Source organism: Leclercia barmai, from assembly GCF_049312895.1.
Lineage (GTDB): Bacteria > Pseudomonadota > Gammaproteobacteria > Enterobacterales > Enterobacteriaceae > Enterobacter > Enterobacter barmai.
In genome coordinates, this window is record NZ_JBMNWZ010000007.1 from 82,623 (window position 1) to 98,909 (window position 16,287).

Here is a 16,287-nt window from a genome sequence, read left to right on the forward strand (position 1 = left end):
CGTTTTTAATGTTTGCACCCTCTCCCTGTGGGAGAGGGCCGGGGTGAGGGCACCAGCCCGCACAAAACTACTTAATACGCGCCATATAAAGCGCATCCACAAATTCGCCGTCGCGCAGGGCAAACTTATTCCCGGTGCCTTCCACGACAAAGCCGTATTTGCGGTACAGGGCAACGGCGGACGGATTGTCGGAAAATACCGTCAGCTCAATGCGTTCGATGCGCAGCCAGTTGTCGCACAGGTTGATCATCTCACGCATTAACGCGCTGCCCACACCGTGGCCCTGCACGTCGGCAGAAACGCCGATGCCAAAGGTTGCCACATGGCTGCGGCGGGGGTTTTCCATCACATCCAGCACCAGATGACCGACTACCTTATCGTCCAGGCAGGCCACCAGTTGGCGTCTGCCTGGCTTTCTCATCACCCGTTCCTGCCACATCTCCATCGAAGGATGAGGAAGTTGTAGTGTGTTGTGATACACCCCTGGATGGGCATTTAGCTGGCGTAAAGCTTCGGCATCGGCGGCTTCAACGTGGCGTATCACTATCTCACTCATTCCTTCGTCCTCAGTTAGTTAGGTTCCTTTCCAACATCCATGAGATTGAAATGTGAGTCAACTAGCATTTTTTGCAAAAAATGAGTGGACAAGTGCGAATGAGAATGATTATTATTGTCTTGCATTCAGGAAGTCCGCGACGGAAACCTGAAAGCACGACATTGCTCACATTGCTTCCAGTATTATTTTAGCCAGCGTTTCGCTGGCTTTTTTTTGCCTAAAGCTTTTGCAACGGTATGAGTTCAGGCGTGTCAGGCACGTTCTCTTTCATCAGGCCCACCACGTTGTTCTTCTCGGCGAGAGCAGGTAACACCTCCGCCTGGCCGGAAAACACACCGCCCTTTTTGACCGCCAGCGTCCGGTAGAGCAGGGTGCCCGTGACCTGACCGTTTTCGCAGATCTCAATAACATCGCCGCTGCACTGGCCGATGACCTTGCCATCGACAATCAGCTCCCGGCAGGTGATGTTCCCCTCCACCTGACCGCCGCGCATGATTTTTATCAGGCTCTCTTTAGAGTCGATATTGCCGGTCAGCGTGCCGTGAACGTAGACGTGCCCGCCCGAGACGATATTGCCTTCAAAGTGCACATCGCTGGCGATAACGGTGGTGCCGTGTTTCTCCACCGCGGTGGGCTCTTTCTCGCTGACCGGGGCCGGTGCGATCATCTCTGGCTTGTCAATTTCGGTGATTTTTTGCTTTTTAAACATAAGGTTGACCTGATTAGATAAGAGGGGAATAGCAAAAGCCATTAGGGTCAATGCCGCGAACAGCCACGTCAGGGAGCGGGCGTTAAAGCACCAGGCGACCAGGGCGAGCAGCCAGAAGAGAAGTGCGCTATTCAACGCGAGATATTTTCTGTCCATAGAAAATGAGCGCGACTCCGTTCGCGAGCAGATTGATTTGACCGCCTCCTTATCCTGATAATTTCGGCCAGGATCAAGGTCCTGGCTGCCATTTTAGGATTCGTTATAGAAATATATTTCAGCGTCATGTTGCGCTATGGTTGAAAGCAGAGACCTTAGCCAGGAACAACACCATGACACTACACTGCGCATTTATTGGATTTGGCAAAAGCACCACCCGCTATCACCTTCCGTATGTTCTTACCCGTAAAGCCAGCTGGCACGTGGCGCACATCTTCCGCCGCCACCCGAAACCGGAAGAGCAGTCCCCGCAGTACTCCCATATTCACTTCACCAGCGATCTCGACGAGGTGCTGAACGATCCTGAAGTGAAGCTGGTGATCGTCTGTACCCATGCCGACAGCCATTTTGAGTACGCAAAACTCGCCCTGGAAGCCGGTAAAAACGTGCTGGTGGAAAAGCCGTTCACCCCGACGATGGCCGAAGCAAAAGAGCTCTTCGAGCTGGCCCGCAGCAAAGGGCTGACCGTCAGCCCGTATCAGAACCGCCGCTTCGACACCTGCTTCCTCACCGCGAAACAGGCCATTGAGAGCGGCAAGCTGGGCGACATCGTCGAAGTTGAAAGCCACTTCGATTACTACCGTCCGGTGGCCGAGACCAAACCCGGCCTGCCGCAGGACGGCTCGTTCTACGGCCTCGGCGTGCACACCATGGATCAAATCATCTCCCTGTTCGGTCGCCCGGACCACGTGGCCTATGACATCCGCAGCCTGCGTAACAAAGCTAATCCTGACGATACCTTTGAAGCGCAGCTGTTCTACGGCGACCTGAAGGCAATCGTCAAAACCAGCCATCTGGTGAAAATCGACTACCCGAAATTCATCGTCCACGGCACCAAAGGCTCGTTTATCAAATACGGTATCGACCAGCAGGAGACCAGCCTGAAAGCCAACATCATGCCGGGCGAGCCAGGGTTTGCGGCGGATGATTCCGTGGGCGTGCTGGAGTACGTTAACGACGCGGGCGTGACGGTGAAAGAGGAGATCAAACCGGGCAACGGCGACTACGGTCAGGTCTACGACGCGCTGTTTGAAACCCTCACCAACGGAGCCCCTAATTACGTCAAGGAAATTGAAGTGATGACCAACCTTGAAATCCTTGAACGGGCCTTTGAACAGGCTTCACCTGCCACAGTAACCCTTGCCAGATAAGCCTGAATGACTCCTCTGTGTTTGTTCAGATATTTTGAACAGAGGAGTCAATTTTCACCCTCTATGATCCCAGGTCGATTGCGTCCACACTTACTCCATCGAAACGAACTGAGGGTAAAAACAATGATCTTCTTACGCAAAGCAAACGACCGCGGTCACGCAAACCATGGCTGGCTGGACTCATGGCACAGCTTCTCGTTCGCCGATTATTACGACCCGAATTTTATGGGTTTCTCGGCACTGCGCGTGATTAACGATGACGTGATCGATGGCGGCCAGGGCTTTGGTACCCACCCGCACAAAGACATGGAAATCCTGACCTACGTGCTGGAAGGGGCGGTTGAGCACCAGGACAGCATGGGTAACAAAGAGCAGGTTCCGGCGGGCGAGTTTCAGATTATGAGCGCCGGTACCGGGGTGCGTCACTCCGAGTACAACCCAAGCAAAACCGACCGTCTGCGTCTGTACCAGATCTGGATCATTCCGGAAGCGAAAGGCATCACCCCGCGCTACGAGCAACGCCGCTTTGACGCGCAGCAGGGTAAACAGCTGGTGCTTTCCCCGGATGCCCGTGACGGCTCGCTGAAAGTGCATCAGGACATGGAGCTCTACCGCTGGGCGCTGGCGAAAGACGAGCAGTCTGTGCACCAGATTGCCGCCAACCGCAAAGTGTGGATCCAGGTGGTGAAAGGCGAAGTGACCATCAACGGCACTAAAGCCACCACCAGCGATGGTCTGGCTATCTGGGATGAGCAGGCGATCTCCGTGCATGCCGACAGCGCTGCTGAAATCCTGCTGTTCGACCTGCCGCCGGTCTAAATCATAAATAATTTCCAGCCTTCTCCTTTCGCAGGGGAAGGTTGGTCTTTGTCCGTGATAAACTGAGGAAATCTATTGCTACCGATTTCTCTCAGGAAGATGAAAAAGAAAAGACCCGTACTTCAGGATGTAGCCGATCGCGTCGGTGTGACTAAAATGACGGTCAGCCGTTTCTTACGTAACCCGGAGCAGGTCTCCGTGGCGTTACGTGGCAAGATTGCCGCTGCTCTCGATGAACTGGGTTATATTCCTAACCGCGCCCCGGATATTCTCTCCAACGCTACCAGCCGCGCGGTGGGTGTCCTGCTTCCCTCCCTGACCAACCAGGTTTTCGCCGAAGTGCTTCGCGGCATTGAAAGCGTGACCGACGCCTTTGGCTATCAGACCATGCTCGCCCACTACGGCTACAAGCCGGAGCTGGAAGAGGAGCGTCTGGAGTCGATGCTCTCCTGGAACATTGACGGCCTGATCCTCACCGAACGTACCCACACCCCCCGCACCCTGAAGATGATCGAAGTGGCGGGTATTCCGGTGGTGGAGCTGATGGACAGCCAGTCACCCTGTCTCGATATCGCGGTCGGATTCGACAACTTTGAAGCCGCACGCCAGATGACGGCGGCGATCATCGCCCGCGGCCATCGTCATGTCGCCTATCTTGGCGCACGTCTGGATGAACGTACTATCATCAAACAGAAGGGGTACGAGCAGGCGATGCTCGACGCGAACTTAACGCCGTACAGTGTGATGGTCGAGCAATCCTCTTCCTACACCTCCGGCATTGAGCTGATGCGTCAGGCGCGTCGTGAATATCCGCAGCTTGATGGCATCTTCTGTACCAACGATGACCTCGCGGTGGGCGCCGCTTTCGAATGCCAGCGTCTCGGGCTTTCCATCCCGCAGGATATGGCGATCGCCGGTTTCCACGGTCATGACATCGGCCAGGTGATGGAGCCGCGTCTGGCGAGCGTCCTGACGCCGCGCGAGCGCATGGGGCGTATCGGTGCAGAACGCCTGCTGGCGCGCATTCGCGGTGAGACCGTGACGCCTAAAATGTTAGATTTAGGTTTCACGCTGTCACCAGGTGGATCTATTTAGCCTGACAAGTTTGAACTAGCTCACACTTATTCACTTCGCGCACGTTTGGATATTGCTTCTCGATAGCCCCGGCAGGACAATGTTACCGATAACTGTTACCCGTAACAATCGACTGAGGGACATACCTTGAGCACCACTAATCCTGATCACCACGTTTATGTCCTGATGGGCGTTTCCGGTAGCGGTAAGTCCGCCGTTGCCAGTGAAGTGGCGCATCAAATTCATGCCGCGTTCCTTGATGGTGATTTTCTCCATCCGCGCAGCAACATCACCAAAATGGCCTCCGGTGAGCCGCTGAACGACGACGATCGTAAGCCGTGGCTGCAGGCGCTGAACGATGCCGCCTTTGCCATGCAGCGCACCAATAAAGTGTCGCTGATCGTCTGCTCCGCGCTGAAAAAGACCTACCGCGACCAGCTGCGTGAAGGTAACGCCAATCTCTCCTTTATCTACCTGAAGGGCGATTTCGACGTGATCGAAACCCGTCTGAAAGCGCGCAAAGGGCACTTCTTCAAAACCCAGATGCTGGTGACGCAGTTCGAAACCCTGCAGGAACCGGGCGCTGACGAAAGCGATGTGCTGGTGGTGGATATCGATCAACCGCTGGACGGTGTTGTAGCAAGCACCATCGAGGTCATTAACAAAAGGCAGTAAGTTTTGAGTACGTTAACGCTTGTTTTAACAGCAGTCGGCTCCGTGCTGTTACTGCTGTTTTTAGTGATGAAGGCCCGTATGCACGCCTTCGTTGCTTTGATGGTGGTCTCTATTGGTGCAGGTCTCTTTTCCGGAATGCCGCTCGATAAAATCGCAGCGACCATGGAAAAAGGGATGGGAGGCACGTTAGGCTTCCTGGCGATTGTGGTCGCGCTTGGCGCGATGTTCGGCAAAATCCTGCATGAAACCGGCGCGGTCGATCAGATCGCCGTCAAAATGCTGAAATCCTTCGGTCACAGCCGGGCGCACTATGCCATTGGTCTGGCCGGTCTGATCTGCGCGCTGCCACTGTTCTTCGAAGTGGCGGTGGTGCTGCTGATTAGCGTGGCCTTCTCCATGGCCCGCCATACCGGCACCAACCTGGTGAAGCTGGTGATCCCGCTGTTTGCCGGTGTGGCCGCCGCCGCGGCGTTCCTGCTGCCGGGGCCTGCGCCGATGCTGCTGGCCTCGCAGATGCACGCGGATTTTGGCTGGATGATCCTGATTGGTCTGTGCGCGGCGATCCCGGGGATGCTGATTGCCGGTCCGCTGTGGGGCAATTTCATCAGCCGTTACGTTGAGTTGCACATTCCTGATGACGTCTCCGAGCCGCATCTGGGCGAAAACAAAATGCCGTCCTTCGGCTTTAGCCTCGCGCTGATCCTGCTGCCGCTGGTGCTGGTGGGGCTGAAAACCATCGCCGCCCGCTTTGTGCCTGAAGGCTCTACTGCCTATGAATGGTTTGAGTTTATCGGCCATCCGTTCACCGCGATCCTGGTGGCCTGTCTGGTGGCGATTTACGGTCTGGCGATGCGCCAGGGTATGGCGAAAGACAGGGTAATGGAGATCTGCGGTCACGCGCTGCAGCCGGCGGGTATTATCCTGCTGGTGATCGGTGCGGGCGGGGTGTTCAAGCAGGTGCTGGTCGATTCCGGCGTTGGCCCGGCATTGGGTGGGGCGCTCACCGGAATGGGCCTGCCGGTTGCGGTGACCTGCTTCGTGCTGGCTGCGGCGGTGCGTATCATTCAGGGCTCCGCGACCGTGGCCTGTTTAACCGCCGTCGGGCTGGTGATGCCGGTGATTGAGCAGTTGAACTACTCCGGCGCGCAGATGGCAGCACTGTCTATCTGTATCGCGGGTGGGTCGATTGTGGTGTCGCACGTTAACGACGCCGGTTTCTGGCTGTTCGGTAAATTTACCGGGGCGACGGAAGCGCAGACCCTGAAAACCTGGACGATGATGGAAACTATCCTCGGGACGACCGGGGCGATTGTGGGGATGATTGCGTTTACGTTGTTGAGCTAGCGGCTACAAAGCCAGACCGTAAACCGTAGGCCGGGTAAGCGCAAGCGCCACCCGGCTTCTGGCACCCCGCACTGGGGTGAACATGTGGCAACGGTGGTGGTTTCGTTCACTTTACGTTCCTTGCTTCTCTGTATGCCACGTCACCCGTGAACGTGTCAGGGGGGCTTGCCGCCGCCCCCCTGACCACCCCGGCTCCCGGCAAAGAAAATCGCCGCTTCGCGGTACCCTCAGCTTATTCCTTTCGGCTATCGGGTCGGGGGCGATCCTACATCCCTGTAGGTCGCCCCCTCTCGGCGCATCCATGCGTCTCGCCCCGGCCTTCAGTCAACGCTTCGGCGATTTTCAGCCGGACCAGGGAGCCGCTGCGGGTGTTTTGCCAGCTTTTAACTCAATTGCTGTTGAGCAAATCGCTGTCAAAAAATGATGAAAGAGTGGCAGGAGATTTACTCCAGGAACTGCTTGGTTTTTATAGCGATACGCTAAAAGCACCGCGCTGGCTGCGTACAGATGAAGGTGTCGTGCTGCTGTAAAAAGCCGGGTGGCGCTTGCGCTTACCCGGCCTACATTTCGTGCCTGACGGTTTTGTAGGCCGGGTAAGGCGTAGCCGCCACCCGGCGTCTGGCACCGGGATGAACGGAACGACCTGGAAAGCCGCATGTTCCCCTCACCCTAACCCTCTCCCCAAAGGGGCGAGGGGATCGTTCGTCACCCCTTCATCCACGCCCTAATCCCATCCAAAAACATCTGCGTCGCCATCATCACCAGTATCAATCCCATCAAACGCTCCAGCGCATTCACCCCTTTCTCCCCCAGCAGGCGCAAAAACAGCGACGACTGCAGCAGGATGATAAAGGTCCCGCCCCAGGCTATCAGCAGGGCAATCACCAGATGGCTCATCTGATTCGGATACTGATGCGACAGCAGCATCAGCGTCGCCAGAATGGTCGGCCCGGCGACCAGCGGGATCGCCAGCGGCACAATAAACGGCTCTTCACCCGCAGGCAGGCCGCTGCTGTTGCCTTCGCTGCTCGGGAAAATCATTTTGATGGCGATCAGGAACAGAATAATCCCGCCGGAAATCGAGACCGTTTCAGCGCGTAAATTCAGGAACGCGAGAATTTTCTCGCCGGCAAACAGGAAGATAAACATTACCAGTAGGGCGATGAGCAGCTCGCGGATCATGATGGCCCGACGGCGCTTCGGCTCGGTGTGCTTCAGCACCGACATGAAAATAGGCAGGTTTCCGAGTGGATCCATAATTAGGATCAATAAAACAGCTGCGGAAATGATTTCGCTCATCGTAGGTTATCCCTGATACTTGTATGGTTTCTCGGATGATTAGCTCTTTTTCTGATAGCCGGGCAATCATCGATTAATTTCGCTTGCGACTTTGGCAGCATTTTGTAATGTGAAGCATATCCCAGTTCAATACTGGCTTGCATAAACAGCACACACCCTCTGCAGGAAAAAAATGCTATGAAAAACGTTGGTTTTATCGGCTGGCGCGGTATGGTCGGCTCTGTACTCATGCAACGCATGGTTGAAGAGCGCGACTTCGACGCTATCCGCCCTGTCTTCTTCTCCACTTCCCAGCTCGGCCAGGCTGCTCCGTCCTTTGGGGGTTCCACAGGCACGTTGCAGGATGCTTTTGATCTGGAAGCGTTGAAGGCGCTGGACATTATCGTGACCTGCCAGGGCGGCGATTATACCAACGAAATTTATCCAAAGCTCCGTGAAAGCGGCTGGCAGGGCTACTGGATTGACGCGGCCTCTTCGCTGCGCATGAAAGACGACGCCATCATTATTCTTGACCCGGTTAACCAGGATGTCATCACCGATGGCCTGAACAAGGGCGTGAAAACCTTCGTCGGCGGCAACTGCACCGTCAGCCTGATGCTGATGTCGCTGGGCGGCCTGTTTGCTCAGGATCTGGTGGAGTGGGTCTCGGTTGCCACCTATCAGGCAGCGTCCGGCGGCGGCGCGCGTCATATGCGCGAGCTGCTGACCCAGATGGGCCAGCTGCACGCAAGCGTTGCGCAAGAGCTGGCAAATCCGGCGTCCGCCATTCTCGATATCGAGCGTAAAGTGACTCAGCTGACCCGCAGCGGCGAGCTGCCGGTGGATAACTTCGGCGTACCGCTGGCCGGTGGCCTGATCCCGTGGATCGACAAACAGCTGGATAACGGCCAGACCCGCGAAGAGTGGAAAGGCCAGGCCGAGACCAACAAGATCCTGCGTACCTCTTCCGTGATCCCGGTTGACGGCCTGTGCGTGCGCATCGGCGCGCTGCGCTGCCACAGCCAGGCATTCACCATCAAACTGAAAAAAGATGTGTCTATTCCGACGGTGGAAGAGCTGCTCGCATCGCACAATCAGTGGGCGAAAGTGGTGCCAAACGACCGCGACATCACCATGCGCGAGCTGACCCCTGCGGCAGTGACCGGCACACTATCTACCCCTGTTGGACGCCTGCGTAAACTAAATATGGGGCCAGAATACCTTTCCGCCTTTACCGTCGGCGACCAGCTGTTATGGGGTGCCGCCGAGCCGCTGCGCAGGATGCTGCGTCAGCTGGCGTAATAAATACTTAATACTAAGGGGTGATTTATCACCCCTTTTTTTGCGTACTAAAGGACGAAAACGCAAATGATCCATTATTTTTCGGGAGTCATATAAAGCGTTGGCTATGCTTTATGCGGGATGCCACATATTCCGCCTGGAGGTTGGATGGAACAGAGAGGATGCACAGTGTGCTGTTCCATTCAGGTCACATCAAGGTCGTACCCGGCGCGCGAAAGGGGCGGCAACTAAAAAAACAGGATGAACACCATGTCTGTTCGTATTGATAGAGACGTGATTAATGCGCTTATTGCGGGTCACTTTGCGGATCCGTTTTCTGTACTTGGCATGCACCGCACTGACGCCGGGCTGGAAGTCCGGGCACTGTTACCTGACGCAACGGAAGTGTGGGTGATTGAACCCAAAACCGGTCGCAAGGTCGGTAAACTCGAATGTATCGATTCACGCGGCTTCTTCGCTGGCGTGATGGCCCGCCGTAAAAACTTCTTCCGCTATCAGCTCGCCGTGATCTGGCATGGTCAGCAGAATCTGATCGACGATCCCTATCGCTTTGGTCCTCTGTTGCAGGAGATGGACGCCTGGCTGCTGTCGGAAGGTACGCACCTGCGGCCTTATGAAACCCTCGGCGCGCACGCCGACACGATGGACGGCGTCACCGGCACCCGCTTTACCGTCTGGGCACCGAATGCCCAACGCGTCTCCGTGGTGGGGCAGTTCAACTACTGGGATGGCCGCCGCCACCCGATGCGCCTGCGCCGTGAAACCGGCATCTGGGAGCTGTTTATCCCCGGCGCGCAAAACGGCCAGCTGTACAAATATGAGATGATCGATGCTCACGGCAAGCTGCGCATCAAGGCCGACCCCTATGCCTTCGAGGCACAGATGCGCCCGGAAACGGCGTCACTGATTTGCGGCCTGCCGGAGAAAGTCGCCCAGAGCGAAGAGCGCGCCCGGGCCAACCAGTTCGATATGCCGATCTCCATTTACGAAGTCCATCTTGGCTCCTGGCGTCGTCATACCGATAACAACTTCTGGCTCAGCTACCGGGAGCTGGCCGACCAGCTGATCCCCTATGTGAAATGGATGGGCTTTACCCATCTGGAGCTGCTGCCGATCAACGAACACCCGTTTGACGGCAGCTGGGGCTACCAGCCGACCGGGATGTATGCCCCGACCCGCCGTTTCGGCACCCGGGATGACTTCCGCTACTTTATCAACGCCGCGCACGCCGCCGGGCTGAATGTGATCCTCGACTGGGTCCCGGGCCACTTCCCGTCCGATGATTTTGGCCTGGCGCAGTTCGACGGCACCAGCCTGTATGAGCACAGCGATCCGCGGGAAGGCTATCACCAGGACTGGAATACCCTGATCTACAACTATGGCCGTCGGGAAGTGACCAACTACCTGGTGGGCAATGCGCTCTACTGGATCGAGCGTTTCGGCATTGATGCCCTGCGCGTGGATGCGGTGGCGTCGATGATCTACCGCGACTACAGCCGCAAAGAGGGGGAGTGGATCCCGAACGAATTCGGCGGCCGCGAAAACCTCGAAGCGATCGAGTTCCTGCGCAACACCAACCGCATTCTCGGCGAGCAGTCGCCGGGCGCGGTGACGATGGCTGAAGAGTCCACCGACTTCCCGGGCGTCTCCCGTCCGCCTTCAATGGGCGGCCTCGGCTTCTGGTACAAGTGGAACCTCGGCTGGATGCACGACACCCTGGATTACATGAAGCTCGATCCGGTGCATCGCCAGTATCACCACAACAAGCTGACCTTCGGCATGCTCTATAACGGCACCGAAAACTTTGTCCTGCCGCTCTCCCACGACGAAGTGGTTCACGGCAAAAAATCGATTCTCGACCGTATGCCGGGCGACGCATGGCAAAAATTTGCCAACCTGCGCGCCTACTACGGCTGGATGTTCGCCTTCCCGGGCAAAAAGCTGCTGTTTATGGGCAACGAGTTCGCCCAGGGCCGCGAGTGGAACCACGACTCCAGCCTCGACTGGCATCTGCTGGAAGGGGGCGACAACTGGCACCACGGCGTTCAGCGCCTGGTTCGCGACCTCAACCATACTTACCGTCACCACAAGGCCCTGCACGAGCTGGACTTCGATGATTACGGCTTTGAGTGGCTGGTGGTGGATGACCACGAACGCTCGGTGCTGATCTTTGTTCGTCGCGATAAAGCGGGCAACGAAATCATCGTCGCCAGCAACTTCACCCCGGTGACGCGCCATCACTACCGGTTCGGCATCAATCAGCCGGGCAAATGGCGCGAGGTGCTGAACACCGACTCCATGCACTACCACGGCAGCAATGCGGGTAACGGTGGGCTGGTGCAGAGCGACGAGCAGGAGAGCCATGGTCGTCCACAATCCCTGAGCCTGACGCTGCCGCCGCTGTCCACTATCTGGCTGGTCCGGGAGGGGGAATGACGCAACTCACTGCCGGTAAACCCGCCCCGCTCGGTGCGTGCTACGACGGGAAGGGGGTGAACTTCACGCTCTTCTCCGCCCACGCGGATCGGGTTGAACTCTGTGTGTTTGACGGCAAAGGCATTGAACATCGCTACGATCTGGTGGCGCGCAGCGGCGATATCTGGCACGGCTATCTGGAACATGCCCGCCCCGGCATGCGCTACGGCTATCGGGTGTATGGCCCCTGGGATCCGGCCAAAGGGCTGCGCTTTAACCCGGCGAAACTGCTGCTCGACCCCTGCGCGTATCAGGTCGATGGCACGCTGAATGACGACGTTCTGCTGCACAGCGGCAAAGAGACCCCGGATCATCGTGACAGCGCCGCCGTCGCGCCGAAAAGCGTGGTGGTCAACGATCATTACGACTGGGAAGAGGATGCCCCGCCCAACACGCCGTGGGGCAACACGGTCATCTATGAAGCGCACGTCAAAGGGCTGACCTGGCTGCACCCTGACATCCCGGAAGAGATCCGCGGCACCTATCAGGCGCTCAGCCATCCGGTGATGATTGCCTATTTTAAGCAGCTCGGCATCACGGCCCTGGAGTTATTGCCGGTGGCCCATTTCGCCAGCGAGCCGCGCCTGCAACGCCTCGGCCTCAGCAACTACTGGGGCTATAACCCGATGGCGATGTTTGCCCTCGAGCCGCGCTACGCCTCGCATCCCGACCGGGCGCGGGATGAGTTTCGTGACGCGGTGAAGGCGCTACACGAAGCGGGTATCGAGGTCATTCTGGATATCGTTCTCAACCACAGCGCCGAGCTGGATCTTGAGGGGCCGACCTTCTCCCTGCGCGGAATTGATAACCCTAGCTATTATTGGTTAAGAGAGGACGGGGATTATCACAACTGGACCGGGTGCGGTAACACCCTCAACCTCAGCCATCCGGCGGTAACAGACTACGCGTACGCGTGCCTGAAATACTGGGTTGAAACCTTCCACATCGACGGTTTTCGTTTTGACCTGGCCCCGGTAATGGGACGCACGCCGGAATACAGCCAGCAGGCGCCGCTGTTTGAGGCCATCAAAAACTGCCCGCTGCTCTCTGGCGTGAAGCTGATTGCTGAACCCTGGGATGTCGGCCCGGGCGGTTACCAGGTGGGGAATTTCCCGCCGCTGTTTGCCGAGTGGAACGATCACTATCGTGATGCGGCGCGCCGCTTCTGGCTGGCGCGCGATCTGTCGCTGGGGGCCTTTGCCGGACGTTTCGCGGCGTCCAGCGATCTGTTTAAACGCAACGGGCGTTTGCCTTCTGCGTCGGTCAATTTGCTGACGGCGCACGACGGATTCACCCTGCGTGACTGCGTTTGTTTCAATCAGAAACACAATGAAGCAAACGGCGAAGAAAACCGTGACGGCACCTTCAATAACCACAGTTTTAACCATGGTGTTGAAGGATTAAGTGGCAATCTGGATGTGATTGAACGGCGGCGCGCCAGCGTGCATGCGCTGCTGACCACCCTTTTGCTGTCACAGGGGACGCCGATGCTGCTGGCGGGCGATGAACATGGCCACAGTCAGCACGGCAACAACAACGCGTATTGCCAGGATAACGCGTTAACCTGGCTGGACTGGCAACAGGCCAACGAGGGATTGGTCGCCTTTACGGCCGCGCTGGTGCATCTGCGCAAGCAGATCCCGGCGCTCACCCTGAATCAGTGGTGGGAAGAGGGCGATGGCAATGTTCGCTGGTTAAATAAAAAGGCGCAACCCCTGGACGCGCACGAGTGGCAGAGCGGCGTGCCGTGCCTGCAGATCCTGCTTTCGGATTGCTGGCTCATCACCTTCAACGCCACCAATGAGGTCGCAGAAATTGCTTTACCCGAAGGGGAGTGGCGGGCTATCCCCCCCTTTGCCGGAGAGGATAATCCGGTCGTTATGACTGCCTGGCATGGGCCTGCGCACGGTGTATGTGTATTCCAGAGATGATAATAAAAGGAGTTGATCATGGTTAGGTTAGATAAGAACGACCCTCTAATGTTGGCGCGTCAGCTGCCATTGAAGTCTGTTGCCCTGATTCTTGCTGGTGGACGCGGTACCCGATTAAAAGATTTAACGATTAAACGTGCCAAACCCGCCGTCCACTTCGGCGGTAAATTCCGTATTATCGATTTTGCTCTGTCAAACTGCCTTAACTCCGGTATTCGCCGTATTGGCGTGATCACCCAGTATCAGTCCCACACCCTGGTGCAGCACATTCAGCGCGGCTGGTCGTTCTTCAGTGAGGAGATGAACGAGTTTGTCGATCTGCTGCCTGCCCAGCAGCGCGTACACGGCGAAAACTGGTATCGCGGCACCGCCGATGCGGTCACGCAGAACCTCGACATTATTCGTCGCTACGACGCCGAGTATGTGGTGATCCTTGCCGGGGACCACATCTACAAGCAGGACTACTCGCGCATGCTGATCGACCATGTCGAAAAAGGGGCGCGCTGCACCGTAGCCTGTATGCCGGTGCCCGTTGCCGAGGCGACGGCGTTTGGCGTTATGGCGGTGGATGAAAACGACAAAGTCATCGAGTTCGTGGAAAAACCGGCGAACCCGCCTTCAATGCCGGGGGATGACACTAAGTCGCTCGCCAGTATGGGTATCTATGTCTTTGATGCCGATTACCTTTACCAGCTGCTGGAAGAGGATGACAAGGACGAGAAATCCAGCCACGACTTCGGCAAAGATATTATCCCGAAAATCACCAAATCTGGCATGGCCTATGCACATCCGTTCCCACTCTCCTGCGTACAGTCCGATCCGAATTCAGAACCGTACTGGCGCGATGTGGGCACCCTGGAAGCGTACTGGAAGGCCAACCTCGACCTGGCCTCTGTAACGCCAGAACTCGACATGTACGACCATAACTGGCCGATCCGCACCCACATGGAGTCTCTGCCTCCTGCGAAATTTGTGCAGGACCGCTCGGGCAGCCACGGCATGACGCTGAACTCGCTGGTTTCTGGCGGGTGCATTATTTCGGGCTCGGTGGTGGTGCAGTCGGTGTTGTTCCCGCGCGTGCGGGTGAACTCCTTCTGCAACATTGATTCGTCAGTACTGTTACCCGACGTCTGGGTGGGCCGCTCGTGCCGCCTGCGTCGTTGCGTTATCGACCGTGCCTGCGTCATCCCGGAAGGCATGGTAATTGGAGAAAATGCGGAAGAGGACGCGCGCCGTTTCTACCGCTCAGAAGAAGGTATCGTGCTGGTTACGCGTGAAATGCTGCGTAAACTGCAGATCAAACAGGAGCGATGATGCAGGTTTTACACGTTTGTTCTGAGATGTTCCCGTTGCTAAAAACCGGCGGGTTGGCGGATGTGATTGGGGCGTTACCGGCGGCGCAAATCGCCGGTGGGGTCGATACTCGCGTGCTTCTCCCTGCTTTTCCGGATATTCGTCGCGGCGTGCCTGACGCGCAGATTGTCAGCCGCCGTGAGACCTTTGCCGGGCGCATCACATTACTGTTTGGCCATTACAACGGCGTGGGCATCTACCTGATTGATGCCCCGCATCTTTATGACCGCCCAGGGAGCCCGTACCACGACACTAACCTGTTTGCCTATACCGACAACGTGCTGCGTTTCGCGCTGCTCGGCTGGGTCGGCGCGGAGATGGCCTGCGGGCTGGATCCGTTCTGGCGTCCGGACATCGTGCATGCCCACGACTGGCACGCTGGCCTGGCCCCGGCGTATCTGGCGGTGCGTGGCCATCCGGCAAAATCGGTCTTTACCGTGCATAACCTGGCGTATCAGGGGATGTATTTAGCCAAACACATGGATGAAATAGAACTGCCATGGTCGTTCTTTAATATCCATGGGCTGGAGTTCAACGGGCAGATTTCGTTCCTCAAGGCCGGGCTGTACTACGCCGATCACATCACCGCCGTAAGCCCGACCTACGCGCGGGAGATCACCGAAGCGCAGTTTGGCTACGGCATGGAAGGGCTGCTGACCCAGCGCCACCGTGAAGGCCGCTTGTCGGGCATTCTCAACGGCGTGGATGAAAAAATCTGGAGCCCGGAGACCGATCTGCTGCTGAGCGCGCGCTATAACCGCGACTCGGTGGAAGATAAGGCCGAGAACAAACGTCAGCTGCAGATTGCTATGGGGCTGAAGGTCAACGACAAGGTGCCGCTGTTTGCGGTGGTGAGCCGTCTGACCAGCCAGAAAGGGCTCGATCTGGTGCTTGAAGCGCTGCCGGGTCTGCTGGAGCAGGGCGGACAGCTGGCGCTGCTGGGGGCCGGCGATCCGGTGCTGCAGGAGGGCTTCCTCGCCGCCGCCGCCGAGCATCCGGGGCAGGTGGGGGTGCAGATTGGCTATCACGAAGCGTTCTCCCATCGCATCATGGGTGGCGCCGACGTTATCCTGGTGCCGAGCCGTTTTGAGCCCTGCGGCTTAACCCAGCTGTATGGCCTGAAGTACGGCACGCTGCCTCTGGTGCGCCGTACCGGCGGGCTGGCGGATACCGTATCCGACACCTCGCTGGAGAACCTGGCAGACGGAATAGCCAGCGGATTTGTCTTCGAGGACAGTAATGCCTGGTCGCTGTTACGCGCGATTCGTCGTGCCTTCGTGTTGTGGTCACGTCCCTCTTTATGGCGTTTTGTTCAACGCCAGGCGATGGCCATGGATTTTAGCTGGCAAGTTGCGGCGCAGTCCTACCGCGATCTTTATCAACGCTTGATGTAACAACGCTGGA

The 16,287-nt window shown here is 57.2% G+C and carries 14 protein-coding genes; 11 read left to right on the top strand and 3 right to left on the bottom strand.

The features are described 5' to 3' along the window. Positions 1-67 precede the first annotated feature (67 nt). Complete coding sequence (yhhY, locus tag ACOYA6_RS20730; RefSeq protein WP_039032520.1) at positions 68-556, bottom strand: N-acetyltransferase; 489 nt, start codon at positions 554-556, stop codon at positions 68-70. Positions 557-773: 217 nt separating this feature from the next. Next, positions 774-1,421: a bactofilin family protein gene (locus tag ACOYA6_RS20735; RefSeq protein ID WP_422655314.1), complete on the bottom strand. Its 648-nt coding sequence runs from the start codon at positions 1,419-1,421 to the stop codon at positions 774-776. Positions 1,422-1,594: 173 nt separating this feature from the next. Between ACOYA6_RS20735 and ACOYA6_RS20740 the strand changes: the two genes are divergently transcribed. The 6 genes from ACOYA6_RS20740 (at position 1,595) to ACOYA6_RS20765 (ending at position 7,074) form a co-directional block, all read left to right on the top strand. After that, the gene (locus ACOYA6_RS20740; RefSeq protein ID WP_422655315.1) at positions 1,595-2,632 is read left to right on the top strand and encodes an oxidoreductase; all 1,038 of its coding nucleotides are present in this window, start codon (positions 1,595-1,597) and stop codon (positions 2,630-2,632) included. Between the two features lie 123 nt (positions 2,633-2,755). Beyond that, positions 2,756-3,451: a pirin family protein gene (locus tag ACOYA6_RS20745; protein WP_039032523.1), complete on the top strand. Its 696-nt coding sequence runs from the start codon at positions 2,756-2,758 to the stop codon at positions 3,449-3,451. 99 nt (positions 3,452-3,550) lie between these two features. Next, entirely contained in the window at positions 3,551-4,546 is a 996-nt protein-coding gene (gene gntR / locus ACOYA6_RS20750; protein ID WP_039032524.1) for a gluconate operon transcriptional repressor GntR, read from the top strand. A gap of 126 nt (positions 4,547-4,672) precedes the next feature. Further along, positions 4,673-5,200 (top strand): gluconokinase, encoded by a 528-nt coding sequence (gntK, locus tag ACOYA6_RS20755; protein ID WP_039032525.1) that lies wholly within the window; start codon positions 4,673-4,675, stop codon positions 5,198-5,200. A 3-nt stretch (positions 5,201-5,203) separates the two neighbouring features. Next, positions 5,204-6,544, top strand: coding sequence for a gluconate transporter (gntU, locus tag ACOYA6_RS20760; RefSeq protein WP_422655316.1), 1,341 nt, complete (start codon positions 5,204-5,206; stop codon positions 6,542-6,544). A 368-nt stretch (positions 6,545-6,912) separates the two neighbouring features. After that, entirely contained in the window at positions 6,913-7,074 is a 162-nt protein-coding gene (locus ACOYA6_RS20765) for a hypothetical protein (protein WP_422655317.1), read from the top strand. A gap of 175 nt (positions 7,075-7,249) precedes the next feature. Here ACOYA6_RS20765 and yhgN read toward each other — a convergent pair whose 3' ends face one another. Next, positions 7,250-7,843, bottom strand: a complete 594-nt coding sequence (gene yhgN, locus ACOYA6_RS20770) for an NAAT family transporter YhgN (protein WP_039031487.1) — start codon at positions 7,841-7,843, stop codon at positions 7,250-7,252. 177 nt (positions 7,844-8,020) lie between these two features. Here yhgN and asd point away from each other — a divergent pair, with 177 nt between their 5' ends. The 5 genes from asd (at position 8,021) to glgA (ending at position 16,277) form a co-directional block, all read left to right on the top strand. After that, positions 8,021-9,124: an aspartate-semialdehyde dehydrogenase gene (gene asd, locus ACOYA6_RS20775; protein ID WP_039031488.1), complete on the top strand. Its 1,104-nt coding sequence runs from the start codon at positions 8,021-8,023 to the stop codon at positions 9,122-9,124. Positions 9,125-9,373: 249 nt separating this feature from the next. After that, positions 9,374-11,560 carry a 1,4-alpha-glucan branching enzyme gene (gene glgB / locus ACOYA6_RS20780; protein ID WP_039031489.1) on the top strand — a complete coding sequence of 729 codons (2,187 nt, stop codon included), beginning with the start codon at positions 9,374-9,376 and terminating at the stop codon, positions 11,558-11,560. Beyond that, positions 11,557-13,530 (top strand): glycogen debranching protein GlgX, encoded by a 1,974-nt coding sequence (glgX, locus tag ACOYA6_RS20785; protein WP_138370753.1) that lies wholly within the window; start codon positions 11,557-11,559, stop codon positions 13,528-13,530. Before glgB ends, glgX begins: the two co-directional genes overlap by 4 nt. An 18-nt stretch (positions 13,531-13,548) precedes the next feature. After that, the gene (gene glgC, locus ACOYA6_RS20790) at positions 13,549-14,844 is read left to right on the top strand and encodes a glucose-1-phosphate adenylyltransferase (RefSeq protein WP_039031491.1); all 1,296 of its coding nucleotides are present in this window, start codon (positions 13,549-13,551) and stop codon (positions 14,842-14,844) included. After that, positions 14,844-16,277, top strand: coding sequence for a glycogen synthase GlgA (gene glgA / locus ACOYA6_RS20795; protein ID WP_039031492.1), 1,434 nt, complete (start codon positions 14,844-14,846; stop codon positions 16,275-16,277). The genes glgC and glgA overlap by 1 nt, the downstream gene beginning before the upstream one ends. Positions 16,278-16,287 lie beyond the last annotated feature (10 nt).

Excerpts from the sequence above, each read along its gene's own strand:
- yhhY (WP_039032520.1), bottom strand. The coding sequence starts at position 556 with ATGAGTGAGATAGTGATACGCCACGTTGAAGCCGCCGATGCCGAAGCT.
- ACOYA6_RS20735 (WP_422655314.1), bottom strand. The coding sequence starts at position 1,421 with ATGGACAGAAAATATCTCGCGTTGAATAGCGCACTTCTCTTCTGGCTG.
- ACOYA6_RS20740 (WP_422655315.1), top strand. The coding sequence starts at position 1,595 with ATGACACTACACTGCGCATTTATTGGATTTGGCAAAAGCACCACCCGC.
- ACOYA6_RS20745 (WP_039032523.1), top strand. The coding sequence starts at position 2,756 with ATGATCTTCTTACGCAAAGCAAACGACCGCGGTCACGCAAACCATGGC.
- gntR (WP_039032524.1), top strand. The coding sequence starts at position 3,551 with ATGAAAAAGAAAAGACCCGTACTTCAGGATGTAGCCGATCGCGTCGGT.
- yhgN (WP_039031487.1), bottom strand. The coding sequence starts at position 7,843 with ATGAGCGAAATCATTTCCGCAGCTGTTTTATTGATCCTAATTATGGAT.
- asd (WP_039031488.1), top strand. The coding sequence starts at position 8,021 with ATGAAAAACGTTGGTTTTATCGGCTGGCGCGGTATGGTCGGCTCTGTA.
- glgB (WP_039031489.1), top strand. The coding sequence starts at position 9,374 with ATGTCTGTTCGTATTGATAGAGACGTGATTAATGCGCTTATTGCGGGT.
- glgX (WP_138370753.1), top strand. The coding sequence starts at position 11,557 with ATGACGCAACTCACTGCCGGTAAACCCGCCCCGCTCGGTGCGTGCTAC.
- glgC (WP_039031491.1), top strand. The coding sequence starts at position 13,549 with ATGGTTAGGTTAGATAAGAACGACCCTCTAATGTTGGCGCGTCAGCTG.
- glgA (WP_039031492.1), top strand. The coding sequence starts at position 14,844 with ATGCAGGTTTTACACGTTTGTTCTGAGATGTTCCCGTTGCTAAAAACC.